Below are 18,295 nucleotides of genomic sequence, written 5' to 3'. Positions count from 1 at the left end.
GGAGATGTCCTCGCCCATCGTGAAACTGGTGGCCCAGCGCATCGCGCTGGGCATCCTCCTTCTGCTGGCCGTTTCGGTCCTGATCTTCGCCGGCACCCAGATCCTGCCCGGCGACGTCGCGCAAGCCATTCTCGGACAGTCGGCGACGCCGGAGTCGCTCGCCAATTTGCGCGAGCAGCTCGGGCTCAACCAGCCCGCCTATATCCGCTATTTCCACTGGCTGGGCGGCGTGCTCACCGGCGACCTCGGCACCGCCATGTCGAGCGGGCAGGACATCGCGACCTCGATCAAGGATCGGCTCTGGAACACGCTGTTCCTGGCTTTCTGGGCGGCGATCGTGGCCATTCCGCTGGCCATCACGCTCGGCCTGATCGCGGTGCGCTACCGCAATGGTTGGGTCGACAAGCTGATTTCCGGGGTGGCGCTCGCCTCGACCTCCTTTCCGGAATTCTTCATCGGCTATCTGCTGGTCTTCTACTTCGCGGTCCAGCACCAGTGGTTCCCGGCAATCTCGACCGTCTATGAGGGAATGTCCTTGGGCGAACGCCTGCAGGCTATCGCGCTGCCGGCGGCGGCACTGACGCTGGTGGTGCTCGCCCACATGATGCGCATGACGCGCGCGGCGATCCTCAACGTCATGCAGTCGGCCTATGTCGAGACGGCGGAACTCAAGGGCCTTTCGGCCTTCGCGGTCATCCGCAAGCATGCCTTCCCGAACGCGATCGCGCCGATCATCAACGTCGTGATGCTCAATCTGGCCTACCTCGTCGTCGGCGTCGTCGTCGTCGAAGTGATCTTCGTTTATCCAGGCATGGGCCAGTACCTCGTCGACCATGTCACCAAGCGCGACGTTCCGGTCGTCCAGGCGGTCGGCCTGATCTTCGCGGCCGTCTATATCAGCCTCAACATCATCGCGGACATCGCAGCGATCGTCGCCAATCCGCGGCTCAGGCATCCGAAGTAGGGGGGCGGCCGATATGCTCGATATCAGACGCATCCCCATAGCGGCGCTGATCGGCATTGTGCTGACGACGCTCTTCGTGCTGGCGGCGGTCTTCGCACCATGGATCGCCCCGCACGGCAATGCCGAGATCGTCAGCGACGTCCCTTGGGAACCGATGTCATCAGTGCACTGGCTGGGCACCGACAATCTCGGTCGCGATCTGTTGTCCCGCATGATCTACGGCGCCCGCATAACGCTGTTCATCGCGGTGCTGGCGACGGCGCTATCCTTCTCGCTCGGCGCCATCCTCGGCTTCTCGGCGGCGGTGTTCGGCGGCTGGTACGACACGATCCTGTCGCGTCTCGTCGACCTCTTGATGTCGATCCCGACGCTGATCATGGGTCTCGTCGTGCTGTCGGTGCTGCCTTCCAACCTAGTGACGCTGATCCTGGTCATGGGCATCCTCGATTCGACTCGCGTCTATCGCCTGTCGCGCGCGGTCGCCGTCGACATCAACGTCATGGACTATGTCGAGGCCGCCAAACTGCGCGGCGAAGGCAGTGGCTGGATCATCTTCCGCGAGATCCTGCCCAACGCGCTGTCGCCGCTGGTCTCCGAACTCGGCCTGCGCTTCATCTATGCCGTGCTATTCCTGTCGACCTTGTCGTTCCTCGGCCTCGGCGTGCAGCCGCCGGATGCCGACTGGGGCGGCATGGTGAAGGAGAACAAGGACGGCATCGTCTTCGGGATTCCGGCGGCGCTCATCCCGGCTGCGGCGATCGCAGCATTGGCGATCTCGGTCAATCTCGTCGCCGACTGGGTGCTCAACCGCACGACAAGCCTGAAGGGAGGACGCGGCTGATGGCTGACGGCAAGGCAAAGTCCACCCCCCTCCTCGACATCCGCAACCTGCGCATCGAAGCGACGGTCTACCCGCCCGGCGAAGCGCCGAAGACGATCACGCTTGTCCACGACGTCTCGCTGACGCTGGAAAAGGGCAAGGTGCTCGGGCTGATCGGCGAATCCGGCGCCGGCAAGTCGACCATCGGCCTGTCTTCGATGGGCTATGGCCGCGGCGGCGTGCGCATCACCGGCGGCGAGGTCATCCTCAACGGTCGCGACATCCTGAAGGGAGGCAAGGAGGGTTTCCGCAGGCTGCGCGGCCGCGAAGTCTGCTATGTCGCCCAGTCGGCGGCGGCGGCCTTCAATCCGGCGCACCGGCTGATGGACCAGGTGGTGGAGGCCTCGCTCCTGCATGGCACCGCAACCCGGGCCGAGGCCGAGAAACGCGCCGTCGCCCTGTTCAAGAAGCTCAGCCTGCCCAACCCTGAGACGATCGGCCAGCGCTTCCCGCATCAGGTGTCCGGCGGACAGTTGCAGCGCGTGATGACGGCCATGGCGCTCTGCTCCGAGCCTGACCTGATCGTCTTCGACGAGCCGACCACGGCGCTCGACGTGACGACGCAGATCGACGTGCTGTCGGCGATCAAGGACGCCATCCGCGACACCCATGTGGCAGCTTTATACATCACCCACGACCTCGCCGTCGTCGCCCAGGTGTCGGACGAGATCATGGTGCTGCGCCACGGCCGGCTGGTCGAATGGGGCGGCACCCGCCAGATCATCAAGGAGCCGCGCCAGGAATACACCAACGCACTCGTCTCCGTGCATGAGATCGAGCACCAGGAGCAACAGCCCGGCACAGCGCCGGTGCTGTCGGTGAAGAACGTGACGGCAGCCTATGGCGGCGGCCACGTCAAGGTGCTGAAGAACGTGTCGGTCGACATCTATCCGGGCCAGACCTTGGCCGTCGTCGGGGAATCCGGCTCCGGCAAGTCGACGCTGGCGCGAGCGATCACCGGCCTGCTGCCGCCCGAGCAGGGCAACGTCGTCTTCGACGGCCGCACACTCGGCAACAGGCTTTCGGACAGGCCGAAGGAGGACCTGCGCCAGCTGCAGATGATCTACCAGATGGCCGACGTGGCAATGAACCCGCGCCAGACGGTGGGCACGATCATCGGCCGGCCGCTGGAATTCTATTTCGGCATGAAGGGCCGCGAGCGCGACAAGCGCGTTGCCGAGCTGCTCGACGAGATCGAGATGGGCAAGGGCTTCATCGACCGCTATCCGGCCGAGCTTTCCGGCGGCCAGAAGCAGCGCGTCTGCATCGCCCGCTCGCTCGCCGCCAAGCCTAAGCTGATCATCTGCGACGAGGTGACGTCGGCGCTCGACCCGCTGGTCGCGCACGGCATCCTCGAGCTCCTGCTCAATCTGCAGCAGGTCGAGAAAGTGGCTTACCTCTTCATTACCCACGACCTCGCGACGGTGAAGTCGATCGCCGATTCGATCGCGGTCATGTATCGCGGCGAGGTGGTCCGCTACGGCTCCAAGAGCAAGGTGCTGACACCGCCCTTCGACGCCTACACCGACCTTCTGCTGTCCTCCGTTCCCGAAATGGAGATCGGCTGGCTGGAGAAGGCCATCGCCGGCCGGCGCATGGAGAGCGCCGGCAACTGAGCTCTTTTCCTCTTTTCCGCGCTTCTGGGGCTTGGCCGGACCGGCCAAGCCCTCGATTCTGATCCCTCCGGCAAGACTGCGTGGAGCCGCCCGTGGCGCTCAAATCCAAATTGCTGCTCATCATCCTCGACGGCGTGCCCTACCGGAACTGGCGCCGGCTGATGGGCAATCTCGAAGGCTGGGCGCAGTCAGGCGAGGCGCAAGTGTGGAAGATGCGCTCAGTGCTGCCGTCGACCTCGGCCTGCTGCTATGCCTCGATCCACACCGGGGTCGCGCCGCAGGTGCATGGCATCCTGTCGAACGAGAACCGGTTCCGCGTCACGCAGCCGGATATCTTCTCGGAGGTCAGCATGGCCGGCGGCAAGACCGGCGCGGTGACCCATTCCTACTGGTCGGAATTCTTCCGCTCCCATCCGTTCGATCTCGTGGAAGACATGGAGTTCGACGAGCCCGGCGGGCCGATCACACATGGCCGCTTCCACACCATGACCGGCTACAATCTCAAAAACCAGATGACGCCGAGCGATGTCGACCTGTTCGCGACGCTGACCATGCTGACCCGCCGCCACGGCATCGACTACGGCATTCTGCACACCTGCACGCTGGACTCGATGGGCCACCGCTTCGGCCACGACTGCCACGAGATGGACCATGCCTGCTACGCGATGGACGGCATGCTCGCCGCCTTCCTGCCCGGCTGGCGCGAAGTCGGCTACGAAGTGATCGTCACCGCCGACCACGGCCAGACGAACCGCGGCCATCACGGCGGGCATGATGACGAGATGCAGGATTTCGCGCTCTATTATTTCGGCCCGGCAAAGGGTCCCGAGGCCGGCACGCTGCTCGACCAGTTGCAGCTCGCGCCGACGGTGCTGAGCCGGCTCGGCGTGCAGACACCGGCGACGATGAAGGCGAAGGTGTTCTTGGTTTAGCTCCCCTTCTCCCCCTGTGGGAGAAGGTGTCGCCGAAGGCGACGGATGAGGGGTGTTCCAGGGACCACCAACGTCTCACTCCGCTGGAACACCCCTCATCCGTCTCGGCGCTGCGCGCCGATCCACCTTCCCCCACAAGGGGGGAAGGGGAAGACCCAGCCCTCTGGCAACGCTTCCTTTCTTCGGCTAGCTTCCGAATTCCTTGGCGGAGGATGAACCTTTTTGGACCGATCAGCGACAAAGCCACGAGGAGCCAGGCGGCTCGACCGGCCATGAATGCGGCGACAGAAACCGATCGCGCGCTTGTAGACCGGGTCGCGAAGGGCGACCGGGCCGCCGTGCGGCTCCTGTTCATGCGTCACCACGCGCGGATCTACCGCTTCGTGGCGCGCCAGACGGGATCGGAAATGATGGCCGACGATATCACCAACGAGGTCTTTCTCGAGCTGTGGCGCCAGGCGCCGGGCTTCGAAGGCCGGTCCGAAGTCTCGACGTGGCTGCTCGGCATCGCCCGCTTCAAGGCGCTGTCGTCGCTGCGCAAGAAGAAGGAAGACTGGATCGACGACGACGACGCGGCGCAGGTTCCCGACAGCGCCGACACGCCGGAAGTCGTCACCATGAAGGAGGACAAGGCCGCCGCCTTGCGCCGCTTCGTCGATGCCTTGCCGGAAGAACACCGCACGGTGATCGACCTTGCCTATTACCATGGCCAGTCGGTGACCGAGATCGGCGAGGTGCTCAATATCCCGGTCGCGACCGTCAAGACCAGGATGTTCTACGCCCGCAAGAAACTCGGCGAGGCCCTCAAGGCCGCCGGTTACGACAGGGGGTGGCCATGAGCGCCGCTGAAAAGATGTCGCGCCGCGACGAGATGGAGACGCTGCTGCCGTTCTACCTGAACGGTTCGCTGGAAGGCGCCGAGCTGGAGGCGGTCGAGGAATGGCTGGCCTCCGATCCGGCGGCGATGGCAGCCCTTGGCGAGGCGGAGGCCGAATTCTCCGGCACCGCCGCCGCCAACGAGGCGATCCGCCCGCCGGCCGATGCGCTCTCCCGCTTTGCCAGGGCGCTCGACGCCGAGGCCGGCCCGGTGCGCGCGCCTGCCGGCCAATCATGGCTGGCGAAGGTCTTCGGCCGGGTCACGGCGATGCCCGCCGGCGTCGCCTGGGCGGCGGCCGCGGCGCTGCTTGCGCTGGTCGTGGTGCAATCCTTCGAGCAGCCGGGCGGCAAGGGCAATGACTTCGAGGTGGCCGGTCAGCAGGACGATCTCGCGAAGCTGCCCTTTGCCTTGGTGAAGTTCAAGCCGGACGCCAAGATGTCGGACATCGCCGCCTTCCTCGGCCAGAACGGGCTGAAGATCGCCGGCGGGCCGACCGCCGATGGGGTGTTCCACGTGACAATCCCGGCGACCGCGGCGGCCGATTACGACAAGCTCGTCGGCCTTATTGCCGCCCAGCCTTTCGCGGAGGCTGTGGTGCAGGGAAGGAAACCGGCCGATGGCGGCTAAGGCGGTCATTCTGCATGCGGCAATCCTCGCGGCGGCGGCATTTGCCGCGGCGCCTGCCCTTGCGCAAACCAATGACCCGAATCTTTCGCAGAAGCAGATTGACTGCCTCAATGGCAAGACGGCGGCCGGCGCCGATTGCGATAAGGACGGCGGCGGCAGAAACGATGGCGGCAAGCCTGGCGCGGGCACGACGACCGGCGGCGCGGTGTTCCTGCCGGCGCTGATCGTCGACCTGTTCCCGAACCCGCCGGCCGGTCCAGCAACGCCAGCACCCAGTCCCCCGAATGGGACGCCGCCGACCACCGGCCCCGCCAACACGCCGACACCGGCTCCCACGCCGAGCGGACCTGTCACGCCGCCCACCGGGCTCAATGTCGCCGCGCCTCCTCGCGCGGTCAGCGGCGAATTCGTGCCCGACGAGGTGCTGGTGACGGTCGCCGGCGATGCCGGCGCGGTGCAGCAGATAGCCAATTCCTTCGGCCTGCAGGTGCGCTCGCAGCGCCAGTCGCGGCTGCTCGGCACAACGCTGGTGCGCTACGGCATTCCCGATGGACGACCGGTCGGCGTGGTGCTGGCGCAGCTTGCCGCCGATGGCCGTACGCAGCGGCGCGAGCCCAACCATATCTATTCGCTGCAGCAGGCGGCCGGCATCGTGAACTATGCCTTCGACCGTATCGCGCTCGATTCAAAACAGGCGAGCGGCGAGAATGTGCGCGTCGCCGTCATCGACACCGGCATCGACGACACCAATCCAGCGCTGAAGGGCGTGATCGCCGACCAGTTCGACGCCATGCCGAACGTGCCGATCGAAAGGCGCGATCACGGCACCTCGGTCGACGGGCTGATCGCCGGCGTCGGCGCGCTGGAAGGCATGGCGCCGGGCGCCAGGATCTATCACGCGCGGGCCTTCGAAGGCGGCAAGTCGACCATGGACGTCATCCTGTCGGCGCTCGACTGGGCGGCAGAACAGGATGTGCGCATCATCAATATGAGCTTCGTCGGCCCGAAGAACGACCTGCTCGGCACCGCCTGCCGCAATGCGCGCGCGCTCGGCATGGTGCTGGTCGCGGCGGCCGGCAACAACGGTCCGAAGGCGCCCTATGGCTATCCGGCCGCCTTCGACGGCGTCATCGCCGTCACCGCCACCGACGCCAAGGACGGGCTGATGCCGCAGGCCAATCGCGGCGCCTATGTCTTCATCTCGGCGCCAGGCGTCGAAATGGTGGCGCCGAGCGGCGCCGGTTCCGACGTGGTCACCGGCACCTCTTTCGCCGCCGCGATCGTGTCCGGCGCCATCGCCAACCTGATCCATGCCGCGCCCGACCGCTCGGCCGACGACATCGAGAAGGCGCTTGCCGCCACCGCCAAGGATCTCGGCCCGAAGGGGCGCGACAATGACTTCGGCTATGGCCTGCTGGACATCAAGGCGGCCGGAGCGGCGAAGGAATAGGCCGAAGCGGCCAAATCTCCCCCCTTGAGGGGGAGATGTCGCCGAAGGCGACAGAGGGGGTCGCCGCGCGTAAAATGCCGACCTCCATCTGTCGCGGAAAGTCGAGCCCAGTCGGACCGACCCCCTCTGACCGCTTCGCGGCCATCTCCCCTCAAGGGGGAGATTACCAGCGCCACGCTTCGCCAGCCTGCCGCCGCGATCTCTACCCCGGCGCGCCGCCGACCGATCCCCTGATCACCAGATCGACCGGCCAGACCTCGCCACGAGCACCCTCTTCGAGCCCCGATATCCGCGCCGCCAGCCGCTCGGCGACACGCGCGCCGGCAAGCCGGATCGAGGAGCGCGTCGTCGACAGCGGCACCGGGAAATTCTCCGGCCGCAGCCAGGGGAAGACGTCGTCGTGGGCGACCAGCGACAGGTCGCCCGGGATGGCGAGGCCGAGATCGCGCAGGGCGCGCACGACGCCCAACGCCATGATCAGGCTGGAGCAGACGATCGCCGTCGGCGGTTCGCTTTGCTCGAGCAGCCGGCGGGCGGCGCGATAGCCGTTTTCCTCGGTCATGGTCAGCGAGCAGATGTGGCGCTCGCCAAGCGCCAGGCCGCTCGCGGCCAACGCCCGGCGGACGCCGCGTTCACGGTGGATGGCGAAGGTCTCGCGGTCGTCGCCGTTGATCAGCGCCAACCGCTTGTGGCCGAGTTGGATGAGAAGCCTTGCCGCTTCATGGAAGGCGCCCTCATTATCGATGTCGAGGTAAGGATAGTCGAAATCGAAACCTTCGCTGCGGCCATGGACGATGAAAGGGATGCCCAGCGTGTTGACCAGTGCCAGCCGCCGGTCGGCGGGGCGCGGCGAGGAGATATAGACGGCGTCGACCTGGCGGTTGGCGACGATGCGGCGGTAGGTGGTTTCCTGGTCGTCGGCGTCGGCCGGCGACAGCACGAGATCGAGCTCGTGCGAGCGGGCATAGTCGCCGAGACCGGAAAGGAATTCGACGAAATGCGGGTCGATGTCGACGGCAGCCCCGGTCGGCAGCACATAGCCGATCATGCCCGACTTGCCGGTGGCCAGCCGTCGCGCGCTGGGGTTGGGCCGGTAGCCATGGCGCTTGGCGGCATCCATCACGCGGCGCCGCGTCTCCTCGTTGACCTCCGGGTAGCCGTTCAGCGCCCGGCTTACCGTGGTCTGCGAAAGCGACAGCATGTGTGAGAGTTGCTTGAGGTTCATGAGGCCTCCAGCCTCAAAGCGCTTTGAATTTGAATCGATCCGATGAGACTGACGATCTCGCCAGACAGAATGACCTTAGTAGCGGCCCAAGGTAGTTTGAAGCAAAAATTGCTGCTGCGGCGCCAAAAAGCATGCTGCAGCGCACTTTCCGGCCGGTTGAGCGAGAATTTAAATCGATTAGTACCGCAAGCCTCTTGACTTCCGGTCAATTCAATGGCGAGATCGAAAAAGCCAAAGCGCTTTGGAAGACTCGCCGAAAGGTTGCGATTGCTTTCTCGCTGAGTCACAGTTCCGCGGGCGTCGGCGGACGGGATGGAGGTTTCGTCCGAACTGTTTTGACCACTGGGAGGAATTTGCGATGAAGAAGATGCTTCTCTTGGGCGCCGCTTTCGCCGCGCTCGCCTTTAGCCTGCCGGCGCAAGCCGAACTGAAGTTCAAGCCGGGCGAGGACCCGCGCTTCCACTGGGCAAACTACGACGAGCTCAAGAAAGTCGACCTCAAGGGCGAGACGCTGACCATCTTCGGGCCGTGGCGCGGCGAGGACGAGGGCCTGGTGCGCACCGTGCTCGAATACTTCCAGGAGGCCACCGGCGCCGAGATCAAATACTCCTCGTCGGAGAATTACGAGCAACAGATCGTCATTGACACCCAAGCCGGCAGCCCGCCCAACATCGCCGTGCTGCCGCAGCCCGGCCTCATCCAGGACCTCGCTTCCAAGGGCCTGCTCACCCCGCTCGGCGACGACACCGCCAAATGGATCAAAGACAATTACGGCGCCGGCCAGTCCTGGGTCGATCTCGGCACCTTCAAGGACAAGGACGGCAAGCCCGGCTTCTTCGCCTTCCCCTACAAGGCCGACGTGAAGTCGCTGGTCTGGTACTCGCCGGACAATTTCGAGGAAGCCGGCTACAAGGTGCCGAAGACGCAGGAAGAGCTCGCCGACTTGGAAAAGAAGATCATCGCCGACGGCGGCAAGCCCTGGTGCATCGGGCTCGGCTCCGGCGGCGCCACCGGCTGGCCGGCGACCGACTGGGTCGAGGACATCATGCTGCGGACCCAGACGCCCGACGTCTACGACAAGTGGGTGAAGAACGAGATCCCGTTCAACGACCCGGCCGTGGTCAACGCCATCGACATCTTCGGCAAGATCGCCACCGACGACAAGATGGTCGACGGCGGCGCCAAGGCGGTCGCGGCGACCGACTTCCGAGACAGCCCGAAGGGCCTCTTCTCGGTGCCGCCGAAGTGCTACATGCACAAGCAGGCTTCGTTCATCCCGACCTTCTTCCCGGAAGGCACCAAGATCGGTCAGGACGCCGACTTCTTCTACTATCCGCCCTATGCTTCCAAGCCCGATCTCGGCACGCCCGTGCTCGGCGCCGGCACGCTGGTCATGATCACCAAGGACTCCAAAGGCGCGCGGGCCTTCATCGACTTCCTGAAAATGCCGCTGGCGCATGAGATCTGGATGGCCCAGGGCGGCTTCGTGACGCCGTACAAGGCGGTGAACAAGGAAGCCTATGCCAGCGAGGCGCTGAAGAAGCAGGGCGACATCCTGGCCAACGCCTCGACGTTCCGCTTCGACGGCTCGGACTTGATGCCAGGCAAGATCGGCGCGGGTTCCTTCTGGACCGGCATGATCGACCTCGTCGGCGGCAAGTCCGCCCAGGACGTCGCCACCGACATCCAGAAGAGCTGGGATGCCATCAAGTAAGCCTCGCATAGCGGCAAGACAGACTTACTGATCCTCCTACTGGATCCGGGCCACGGCCCGGATCCGACCGGCGGCAATCGCCGGAAGCCTTCGCGTCTCGATTGTTCCGAATAGTGCATGTCGCCCAAAAGTGCGCAGCGGTTTTGGGGAGCCGACATGCATCAAAACAAAGATTTAAAGCGCGCAGAGCGAACCTTAAAGGTAGCGACGCGCTTTAAGTAAAGTCGGTGCATCCGATCGCCAGTGTTGCCTGGCCGATCATGCGCAGGGAGAGGGACCCATGGCGGCTCAGATTTTCTCGGCCATATTCGTCATCATCATCGGCGTCGGCGGCTGCGTCGCCTATTTCTGGGGCGCCAACAAACTGCTCGACGTCGTCTTTCCATCGCGCGGCGTCTCGGGCAGCACCGCCGTCGACAATCTGCGCCGGCAAGGTCTGGTGCGGCCATGGCTGTTCGTCGGCCCGGCGATGATCATCCTCACCATCTATCTGATCTATCCGGTCGTCGAGACGCTCAGGCTCTCCTTCCTCGATCGCGGCGGCGCGAGCTTCGTGGGGCTTGCCAACTACGAATGGGCCTTCGGCGACCGCGAGTTCCGCAACTCCATCCTCAACAACATCGTCTGGCTGGCGGTGGTGCCGGCGGCCTGCACCTTCCTCGGACTGATCATCGCCGTGCTCACCGACAAGATCTGGTGGGGCACGATCGCCAAGAGCCTGATCTTCCTGCCGCTGGCGATCTCCTTCGTCGGCGCCAGCGTGATCTGGAAATTCATCTACGAATATCGCGGCGAAGGCCAGGTCCAGATCGGCCTGCTCAACGCCATCATCCAATATTTCGGCGGCCAGCCGCAGGTGTGGATATCGCTGCCCTTCTGGAACAACTTCTTCCTGATGGTCATCCTGATCTGGATCCAGACCGGCTTTGCCATGGTGATCCTGTCGTCGGCGCTGCGCGGCATTCCGGAGGAAACGCTGGAAGCCGCGGTCATCGACGGCGCCAATCCGTTCCAGATCTTCTGGAAGATCATGGTGCCGCAGATCTGGGGCACGATCGCCGTGGTGTGGACCACCATCACCATCCTGGTGCTGAAGGTGTTCGACATCGTGCTGACCATGACCAACGGCCAGTGGAACAGCCAGGTGCTGGCGAACCTGATGTTCGACTGGATGTTCCGCGGCGGCGGCGACTTCGGCCGCGGCGCAACTATCGCCATCATCATCATGATCGCCGTCATTCCGATCATGGTCTGGAACATCCGCCAGGCCAACAAAGAGACGGGAGGGCATTGAGATGACCGCCAAGACCGGAAAGTCCTTCGCCAGCCGCTTCGGCGTCCATATCGCCGTGCTCGTCTTCGTGGCGATCTGGACCGTGCCTACGCTCGGCATCCTCGTCTCGTCGCTGCGCGACAAGGACCAGATCATTGCGTCCGGCTGGTGGAATTCCTTCGCCAGCTCCAGCCAGACCGAGGCCGGGCGGCTGCCGGCCGCCTCCGCGCAGGTGCAGAAGGACGGCAAATACGTCATCGAGGGCAACATCTTCGGCGACGGCGCCAAGCGCGACATCAGCGCCTTCGGCGTCAAGTCGTCGGCGCCGATGCAGTATCCCGCCGGCACGGCGGCCGATCTCGGCGACGGCGTCAGCCTGCAGGTCAACGCCGACGGCAGCTTTGCCCTGTCCTCGCCGAAAGCCTTCGAGGGCGAGCGCGGCCAGCGCGTCTATTTTGCCTCCTCGGCGCCGCCGAAATTCACCACCGACAATTACCGGACGGTGCTGTTCTCGGAAGGCATCGGCCGCTCCTTCATGAACTCGCTGACGGTGACCATTCCCTCGACGGTCATTCCGATCCTGATCGCGGCCTTCGCGGCTTACGCGCTGGCCTGGATGCGCTTTCCCGGCCGGGCGCTGCTGATCGCCGTCATCATCGGCCTGCTGGTCGTGCCGCTGCAGATGTCGCTGATCCCGCTGTTGAAACTCTACAATGGCGTCGGCAGCTTCTTCGGCGTGCCGTCCAAGACCTATCTCGGCATCTGGCTGGCGCATACCGGCTTCGGCCTGCCCTTCGCCATCTATCTGCTCAGGAGCTACATTGCCGGCCTGCCGCGCGAGATCATGGAATCGGCCCGCATCGACGGCGCCAGCGACTTCGAGATCTTCGTCAAGATCGTGCTGCCGCTCTCCTTCCCGGTGCTCGCATCCTTCGCCATCTTCCAGTTCCTGTGGGTATGGAACGATCTCTTGGTGGCGATGGTTTTCCTCGGTACCGAGGCCGATCAGATCGTGCTGACGGCCAAGCTCAACGCGCTGCTCGGCTCGCGCGGCGGCGACTGGGAGATTCTCACGACATCGGCCTTCGTGACCATCATCGTGCCGCTGATCGTGTTCTTCTCGCTGCAACGCTATTTCGTTCGCGGGCTGCTTGCCGGCTCGGTGAAAGGAGGTTGAGACAATGCAATCGGCTTTGAAGGCGACTTCGAGACCGGACCCCGCCGTCGACCGCGACTGGTGGCGGGGCGCGGTGATCTACCAGATCTATCCGCGTTCCTACCAGGACTCGAATGGCGACGGCATCGGCGACCTGAAAGGCATTGTGCGGCGGTTGCCCTACATCGCCTCGCTCGGCGTCGACGCCATCTGGATCTCGCCGTTCTTCAAATCGCCGATGAAGGATTTCGGCTACGACGTATCGGACTATTGCGACGTCGACCCGATGTTCGGCACGCTCGCCGATTTCGATGCGCTGGTGGCGGAAGCGCATCGCCTCGGCCTCAAGGTGATGATCGACGAGGTGCTGTCGCATACCGCCGACATCCACCCCTGGTTCAAGGAAAGCCGCTCGAGCCGCGCCAATCCAAAAGCCGACTGGTATGTATGGGCGGATGCCAAGCCCGACGGCACGCCGCCCAACAACTGGCTGTCGATCTTCGGCGGCTCGGCCTGGCAGTGGGACACCAGCCGCCAGCAATATTACATGCACAATTTCCTGGCCGAGCAGCCCGACCTCAACTTCCACAACGCAGAAGTCCAGGACGCGCTGCTCGACATCACCCGCTTCTGGCTGGAGCGCGGCGTCGACGGCTTTCGCCTCGACACCATCAATTTCTACTTCCACAGCCAGGGGCTGGAGGACAATCCGCCGCTGCCGCCGGAAGAGCGCAACGACCAGACGGCGCCGGCGGTCAACCCCTACAACTACCAGGACCATATCTACGACAAGAGCCGGCCGGAAAACCTCGGTTTTCTCGAGCGTTTCCGCGCGCTGCTCGACGAATATCCGGCGCAGGCCGCCGTCGGCGAGGTCGGCGACTCGCAGCGCGGGCTGGAAGTGGTGGCCGCCTATACCGCCGACGGCAAGCGCGTGCATATGTGCTATTCCTTCGACTTCCTGGCGCCGGAAAAGATCAGCGCCGCCAAGGTGCGCGCGGTGCTGGAGGCCTTTGGCCGGGTCGCCAGCGACGGCTGGTCCTGCTGGGCTTTCTCCAATCATGACGTGATGCGGGTGGCCTCACGCTGGGCCGCCAACGAGGCCGACCCGACCGCTTACCTCAAGGTGATCTCGGCGCTGCTGATGTCGCTGCGCGGCTCGGTCTGCATCTATCAGGGCGAGGAGCTCGGCCTCGGCGAGGCGGAACTCAAATTCGAGGACCTGCAGGACCCCTACGGCATCCGTTTCTGGCCGGAATTCAAGGGCCGCGACGGCTGCCGCACGCCGATGGTGTGGGAAGCGGCGGCCAAGAATGGCGGCTTCTCCGGCGCCAAGCCCTGGCTGCCGGTGCCGGGCAAGCATCTTTCGCAGGCGGTGAACGTGCAGCAGGGCGATCCGAACTCGCTGCTTGAGCACTACCGGCGCTTCCTCGCCTTCCGCCGCCAGCATCCGGCGATGGGCAAGGGCGACATCGACTTCATCGAAAGCGACGGCGATACCGTCGCCTTCACGCGACGCGAAGGCAATGAGCGCATCGCCTGCGTCTTCAACCTCGGCGGCAGGCCTGCCGAGGTCGATCTCGGCAAAGGCTCGCTGCAGCCCTTGCCCGGGCATGGCCTTTCGGGACAGACTGGCACCGGGCCCATCCGCCTCTGCGGCTATGGCGCCTGGTTCGGGCGTATCGACTGAGTTTTAGAACGGACAATCACTGGGAGGAGGAAACCATGGCCGATGTCACGCTGAACCAGGTGAAGAAATCATACGGCAACCTCAACATTCTCCACGGCATCGACCTCGACATCAAATCGGGCGAATTCATCGTCTTTGTCGGGCCGTCGGGCTGCGGCAAGTCGACTTTGCTGAGGTCGATCGCCGGCCTGGAGGAGATCACGTCCGGCGTGCTCCAGATCGATGGCGAGGTGGTGAACGACGTGCCGCCGTCGAAGCGGGGCATCGCCATGGTGTTCCAGTCCTATGCGCTCTACCCGCATATGACGGTCTACGATAACATGGCCTTCTCGATGAAGATCGGCAAGGAAAGCAAGGCCGAGATCGACAAGCGCGTGCGCCAGGCGGCAGAGATCCTGCAGCTCACCAAATATCTCGACCGTCTGCCCAAGGCGATGTCGGGCGGCCAGCGCCAGCGCGTCGCCATCGGCCGCGCCATCGTGCGCAATCCGAAGGTGTTCCTGTTCGACGAGCCGCTGTCCAACCTCGACGCGGCCCTGCGGGTCGCCACTCGCATCGAGATCGCCAAGCTGAAGGAATCGATGCCGAACACGACGATGATCTACGTCACGCACGACCAGGTCGAGGCGATGACGCTGGCGGACCGCATCGTGGTGTTGAAGGAAGGCGTTGTCGAGCAGGTCGGCACGCCGATGGAGCTCTACAAGCGGCCGGGCAACCTGTTCGTCGCCCAGTTCATCGGCTCGCCGGCCATGAACATCCTGCCGGCGAAGATCGAGAAGGCCGGCAATCCGACCGTGGTCAGCCATGTCGGCGATCGCAAGGCGACGGTGCCGATCGCAACGCCCGCTTCGACGAACGGCGCGGCGGTGAGCTTCGGCGTGCGGCCTGAGGATCTCGCGATCGCCACCGGGCAGGACTACTTGTTCGAAGGCAAGGTCGACTATATCGAGCAGCTCGGCGAGGTGCAGCTCGTCTATGTCGATATCGGCCGCGCCGACCTGCCGCTGGTGGCCAAGCTGCCGGGCAATGTCGAGGTCAAGCGCGGCGAGACCTTGCGGCTGAACGCCAGCGCCGGCGACCTACATATCTTCGACGCGGATGGCCACTCCTTCACGCTGCAGCGCGAGGAGGCGAAGGCGGCTTGAGGTCTTCCTCGTTCCGTCAGGAGCTACCCGGCAAACAAAGAGCGGCGGGCCTGGCCCGCCGCTCTTTTTCATTCAACTGTTTGCGGCCGTTAGAGCATGATCCCGAAAAGTGGGACCCGGTTTTCGGAGAAAGATCACGCTCCAGCAAAGAGTTAGATCGGGATGGCGATTCAACGAAACGCCATCACGGTCTAGCGGCCGAACAGGTTGCGGTCGCTGCCCTGGGGGGCCGACTTGTGCGCGTCGTTGGACGAGTTCAACAGCTTGTAGACCGGCGAGTCGGTGCTGGTCGACGAGGTGCGCGTGGTGTCGACCGCGGCAGCCGGCTGGTCGGCGCCGTTGGAGCCGTAGTTGTCGCTGGCCGCGAAAGCGGTGCTGGACAGGGCCAGAACGGCGGCCGCGGCGGCAAGAACGATCTTCTTCATTTTAGTACTCCTGAATATCCTGAATTCCGTGGAGGCGGCGGGCAACCCCGCCGTCCATCCCTGTCGGCCATGGCCCCTCAGCGGATCATGGCCGCGGTTCGGCAGTTAGTTGTTGCCGAACAGGTTGCGGTCAGCGCCCTGGGCAGGCTTCTGAGCAGCCGGTTCCGACTTCTGGGTCGAAGCCGTATAGGACGTGTCGACCGCGGCAGCCGGCTGGTTGGCGCCGTTGGAACCGTAATTGTCGCTAGCAGCGAAGGCGCTGCCGGAAATGGCCAAAAGGGCGGCGGCAAGAACAATCTTTTTCATTTTTGGTACTCCAGTATCTTTTTTCCGTCCGTCTAGCGGCGTGTCTTGGGAGGTGAAAATCGCGTCGTTCGGACAGGCGCCATGTGGGTAAGCCGGCTGCTGGATTCCAATCACGAAGTTGTTCCGGCTGGACCATGAATCTACACCTTGAAATTGTACCACCCGTTCCTACAATTGGATTTTTCCTCTTTTAAATCAGCTGGTTACTTCATTCCGTCGTTTGGCTCACCAAACGTATCCGACTGCCAATGTTCACCCCGTCTTGCACGCACCGTCAACAGAAACGAACCGTTCGGTTCGATTTTAGGACCTCCTAATAGTCACTTTTCGATACCGTTTACCATTTCGAGGGCTGATCGTGAGCCGATTCGGAAGCGTTGCCGGCACCGTTCCAAGCCGGCTGCGAACAGAAAAAAGGCGCTCCCAGATGGCCGGCTGGAGCAGGCGAAGCCCGATTTGGTCTGGTTGAGACAGCGAGCGAGCGTTCACACCCCGTAGCGTTCGGTGCGGATGATCTCCGCCGGAACGCCAGCATCGATCAGCGCCTGAGCGGCCGCGGACACGAACGCGTTCGAGCCGCAGACGAAGGCAAGCGCAGGCGGCTTCGGCAGCCGTTCGATGGCCTGCATGACCATCGCGACATCGATGCGGCGCGAATAATCCGCCGGCCGTCTGGCCTGCTCGCGCGTCAGCGTCAGCACCAGATCGAAGCCATCGCGGCGGTCGTCAAGACCGATCAACTCGTCGCGGAAGATCACCTCGTCCCAGACCCTCGCCGAAAACACCAGCGCGATCGGCGCGGCCGATTTTTGCAAAGTGCGGTGGCGCACCATCGCCATCAGCGGCACCACGCCCGAGCCGCCGCCGACCAGAAGGATCGGCCCGCCGTCGCTCGCCTCCCAGATGAAGTGGCCGCCAAGCGGTCCGCGCAATTCGATCTCGTCGCCGACCTCCGCCACATCGTGGAAGAAAGGCGAAACCTCGCCATCGTCGAGCCGCTCGATCGCCAGCTCGATGCCCGCGCCTGCCTCCGGCGCGGAGGCGATGGAATAGGACCGGCGCGCCTGATAGCCATCCGGCGCCGTCAGCCTGATGTCGACATGCTGCCCCGCCAGATGGACGAATGGCCGCGACGGCCGGAACCAGAAGCTGGTGACGCGCGGCGTGCGCTTTTCGATGCGGGTGATCGTGGCCGCCTGCCACGGCGATTGCGGCCGCGGTTCGGCGCTCATGGGTCGCCCCTCACGGATCGCCCCTCACGGATCGCTTGAATAGCGCTGCTCGCGCCAGGGGTCGCCATACATGTGATAGCCGCGCAGCTCCCAGAAACCCGGCTCGTCGCGCTCGGTGAACTGCAGCCCGTTCACCCATTTGGCCGACTTCCAGAAATAGAGATGCGGCACCAAAAGCCGCGCCGGTCCGCCATGGTCTGGGGTGATCGGCTTACCCTCGTAAAGCAGCGCCACCATCGCCTTGCCGGTGACAAGGTCCCTGGTCGGCACATTGGTGGAATAGCCGTCGAAGGAATGCGCCAGCGTGAAGGCGGTCGGCGGCTCGATGCCGGCATCGGCGACGATGTCGTCGATCAGCACGCCTTGCCAGGGTGTGTTGAACTTGGTCCATGCCGTCACGCAATGGATGTCGCGGGTCATCTTGCTTTGCGGCAGGGCGTTGAACTCGGCCCAGTTCCAGCTCTTGATCGGCCGCGGCCCGTGTCTGAGCGTGAAGGACCAGTCCTCCGTGCGCAGGCGCGGCGTCGGCCCGGCCGAGAGGACCGGAAAACCCTGTTCCAGATACTGGCCCGGCGGGATGCGCTGATCCGTGTCCGATGGAGGACGCCGTCCGGAAAAGAAGCCGCGGGTAACCATCGAGATACCACTCGCAATTGGTTTGATCGATCCCGGCACTGTTCTCGAAGACGCCCCGGCGGGCAATAGAAATCTTGGCGGATGGCCTGCCGCCTGGAGCGGCTTGATAGGATCGCTGACCCGCTCCAGGTTTCTTTCTCCGCG

The 18,295-nt window shown here is 64.2% G+C and carries 18 protein-coding genes; 12 read left to right on the top strand and 6 right to left on the bottom strand.

The window, feature by feature from the left end:
* Positions 1-4: 4 nt before the first annotated feature.
* From ABID26_RS17980 to ABID26_RS17950, 7 genes are all read left to right on the top strand, one after another.
* Positions 5-964 (top strand): ABC transporter permease, encoded by a 960-nt coding sequence (locus ABID26_RS17980; protein WP_126096639.1) that lies wholly within the window; start codon positions 5-7, stop codon positions 962-964.
* Between the two features lie 13 nt (positions 965-977).
* Positions 978-1,805, top strand: coding sequence for an ABC transporter permease (locus tag ABID26_RS17975; protein ID WP_126096640.1), 828 nt, complete (start codon positions 978-980; stop codon positions 1,803-1,805).
* Complete coding sequence (locus ABID26_RS17970; protein ID WP_126096641.1) at positions 1,805-3,460, top strand: ABC transporter ATP-binding protein; 1,656 nt, start codon at positions 1,805-1,807, stop codon at positions 3,458-3,460. Before ABID26_RS17975 ends, ABID26_RS17970 begins: the two co-directional genes overlap by 1 nt.
* Positions 3,461-3,552: 92 nt before the next feature.
* Positions 3,553-4,392 carry an alkaline phosphatase family protein gene (locus ABID26_RS17965; protein ID WP_126096642.1) on the top strand — a complete coding sequence of 280 codons (840 nt, stop codon included), beginning with the start codon at positions 3,553-3,555 and terminating at the stop codon, positions 4,390-4,392.
* A 272-nt stretch (positions 4,393-4,664) separates the two neighbouring features.
* Entirely contained in the window at positions 4,665-5,231 is a 567-nt protein-coding gene (locus tag ABID26_RS17960) for a sigma-70 family RNA polymerase sigma factor (RefSeq protein ID WP_126096643.1), read from the top strand.
* Positions 5,228-5,896: an anti-sigma factor gene (locus tag ABID26_RS17955; protein WP_126096644.1), complete on the top strand. Its 669-nt coding sequence runs from the start codon at positions 5,228-5,230 to the stop codon at positions 5,894-5,896. Before ABID26_RS17960 ends, ABID26_RS17955 begins: the two co-directional genes overlap by 4 nt.
* Positions 5,886-7,346 carry a S8 family serine peptidase gene (locus ABID26_RS17950; protein WP_126096645.1) on the top strand — a complete coding sequence of 487 codons (1,461 nt, stop codon included), beginning with the start codon at positions 5,886-5,888 and terminating at the stop codon, positions 7,344-7,346. The genes ABID26_RS17955 and ABID26_RS17950 overlap by 11 nt, the downstream gene beginning before the upstream one ends.
* A 202-nt stretch (positions 7,347-7,548) precedes the next feature.
* On the opposite strand, the gene ABID26_RS17945 is transcribed toward ABID26_RS17950, so the two are convergent.
* Together ABID26_RS17945 and ABID26_RS17940 are read right to left on the bottom strand one after the other, a co-directional pair.
* On the bottom strand, positions 7,549-8,571 hold the full coding sequence (locus ABID26_RS17945) for a LacI family DNA-binding transcriptional regulator (protein WP_126096646.1): 1,023 nt from the start codon (positions 8,569-8,571) through the stop codon (positions 7,549-7,551).
* Entirely contained in the window at positions 8,568-8,858 is a 291-nt protein-coding gene (locus tag ABID26_RS17940; protein ID WP_126096647.1) for a hypothetical protein, read from the bottom strand. Before ABID26_RS17940 ends, ABID26_RS17945 begins: the two co-directional genes overlap by 4 nt.
* 71 nt (positions 8,859-8,929) lie before the next feature.
* Here ABID26_RS17940 and ABID26_RS17935 point away from each other — a divergent pair, with 71 nt between their 5' ends.
* The 5 genes from ABID26_RS17935 to ABID26_RS17915 all read left to right on the top strand — a co-directional run bounded on the left by ABID26_RS17935 (position 8,930) and on the right by ABID26_RS17915 (position 15,552).
* Entirely contained in the window at positions 8,930-10,285 is a 1,356-nt protein-coding gene (locus ABID26_RS17935; protein ID WP_126096648.1) for an ABC transporter substrate-binding protein, read from the top strand.
* Positions 10,286-10,565: 280 nt separating this feature from the next.
* Positions 10,566-11,579, top strand: a complete 1,014-nt coding sequence (locus tag ABID26_RS17930) for a carbohydrate ABC transporter permease (RefSeq protein ID WP_126096649.1) — start codon at positions 10,566-10,568, stop codon at positions 11,577-11,579.
* Between the two features lies 1 nt (position 11,580).
* The gene (locus ABID26_RS17925; RefSeq protein WP_292304592.1) at positions 11,581-12,735 is read left to right on the top strand and encodes a carbohydrate ABC transporter permease; all 1,155 of its coding nucleotides are present in this window, start codon (positions 11,581-11,583) and stop codon (positions 12,733-12,735) included.
* 4 nt (positions 12,736-12,739) lie between these two features.
* On the top strand, positions 12,740-14,404 hold the full coding sequence (gene bglA, locus ABID26_RS17920; RefSeq protein WP_354416017.1) for a beta-galactosidase BglA: 1,665 nt from the start codon (positions 12,740-12,742) through the stop codon (positions 14,402-14,404).
* A 35-nt stretch (positions 14,405-14,439) separates the two neighbouring features.
* On the top strand, positions 14,440-15,552 hold the full coding sequence (locus ABID26_RS17915; RefSeq protein ID WP_126096652.1) for an ABC transporter ATP-binding protein: 1,113 nt from the start codon (positions 14,440-14,442) through the stop codon (positions 15,550-15,552).
* Between the two features lie 191 nt (positions 15,553-15,743).
* On the opposite strand, the gene ABID26_RS17910 is transcribed toward ABID26_RS17915, so the two are convergent.
* The 4 genes from ABID26_RS17910 to ABID26_RS17895 form a co-directional block, all read right to left on the bottom strand.
* Positions 15,744-15,977: a DUF680 domain-containing protein gene (locus ABID26_RS17910; protein ID WP_126096653.1), complete on the bottom strand. Its 234-nt coding sequence runs from the start codon at positions 15,975-15,977 to the stop codon at positions 15,744-15,746.
* 105 nt (positions 15,978-16,082) lie between these two features.
* On the bottom strand, positions 16,083-16,283 hold the full coding sequence (locus ABID26_RS17905; RefSeq protein WP_126096654.1) for a DUF680 domain-containing protein: 201 nt from the start codon (positions 16,281-16,283) through the stop codon (positions 16,083-16,085).
* Between the two features lie 485 nt (positions 16,284-16,768).
* Positions 16,769-17,515, bottom strand: coding sequence for a ferredoxin reductase (locus ABID26_RS17900; protein ID WP_126096655.1), 747 nt, complete (start codon positions 17,513-17,515; stop codon positions 16,769-16,771).
* A 24-nt stretch (positions 17,516-17,539) separates the two neighbouring features.
* Positions 17,540-18,151: a sulfite oxidase-like oxidoreductase gene (locus tag ABID26_RS17895; protein ID WP_292304942.1), complete on the bottom strand. Its 612-nt coding sequence runs from the start codon at positions 18,149-18,151 to the stop codon at positions 17,540-17,542.
* Positions 18,152-18,295: the final 144 nt, after the last annotated feature.

The sequence above is a fragment of the Mesorhizobium shonense genome, from assembly GCF_040545255.1.
Classification (GTDB): domain Bacteria; phylum Pseudomonadota; class Alphaproteobacteria; order Rhizobiales; family Rhizobiaceae; genus Mesorhizobium; species Mesorhizobium shonense.
The sequence above is the reverse complement of the archived record's forward strand: the minus strand, read 5'-3'. Positions and strand labels throughout refer to the sequence as shown.

Bases quoted from the DNA above. Each gene is read 5' to 3' on its own strand.
- ABID26_RS17980 (WP_126096639.1), top strand. From the start codon at position 5: ATGTCCTCGCCCATCGTGAAACTGGTGGCCCAGCGCATCGCGCTGGGC.
- ABID26_RS17975 (WP_126096640.1), top strand. From the start codon at position 978: ATGCTCGATATCAGACGCATCCCCATAGCGGCGCTGATCGGCATTGTG.
- ABID26_RS17970 (WP_126096641.1), top strand. From the start codon at position 1,805: ATGGCTGACGGCAAGGCAAAGTCCACCCCCCTCCTCGACATCCGCAAC.
- ABID26_RS17960 (WP_126096643.1), top strand. From the start codon at position 4,665: ATGAATGCGGCGACAGAAACCGATCGCGCGCTTGTAGACCGGGTCGCG.
- ABID26_RS17955 (WP_126096644.1), top strand. From the start codon at position 5,228: ATGAGCGCCGCTGAAAAGATGTCGCGCCGCGACGAGATGGAGACGCTG.
- ABID26_RS17950 (WP_126096645.1), top strand. From the start codon at position 5,886: ATGGCGGCTAAGGCGGTCATTCTGCATGCGGCAATCCTCGCGGCGGCG.
- ABID26_RS17945 (WP_126096646.1), bottom strand. From the start codon at position 8,571: ATGAACCTCAAGCAACTCTCACACATGCTGTCGCTTTCGCAGACCACG.
- ABID26_RS17935 (WP_126096648.1), top strand. From the start codon at position 8,930: ATGAAGAAGATGCTTCTCTTGGGCGCCGCTTTCGCCGCGCTCGCCTTT.
- ABID26_RS17930 (WP_126096649.1), top strand. From the start codon at position 10,566: ATGGCGGCTCAGATTTTCTCGGCCATATTCGTCATCATCATCGGCGTC.
- ABID26_RS17925 (WP_292304592.1), top strand. From the start codon at position 11,581: ATGACCGCCAAGACCGGAAAGTCCTTCGCCAGCCGCTTCGGCGTCCAT.
- bglA (WP_354416017.1), top strand. From the start codon at position 12,740: ATGCAATCGGCTTTGAAGGCGACTTCGAGACCGGACCCCGCCGTCGAC.
- ABID26_RS17915 (WP_126096652.1), top strand. From the start codon at position 14,440: ATGGCCGATGTCACGCTGAACCAGGTGAAGAAATCATACGGCAACCTC.
- ABID26_RS17910 (WP_126096653.1), bottom strand. From the start codon at position 15,977: ATGAAGAAGATCGTTCTTGCCGCCGCGGCCGCCGTTCTGGCCCTGTCC.
- ABID26_RS17905 (WP_126096654.1), bottom strand. From the start codon at position 16,283: ATGAAAAAGATTGTTCTTGCCGCCGCCCTTTTGGCCATTTCCGGCAGC.
- ABID26_RS17900 (WP_126096655.1), bottom strand. From the start codon at position 17,515: ATGAGCGCCGAACCGCGGCCGCAATCGCCGTGGCAGGCGGCCACGATC.
- ABID26_RS17895 (WP_292304942.1), bottom strand. From the start codon at position 18,151: ATGGTTACCCGCGGCTTCTTTTCCGGACGGCGTCCTCCATCGGACACG.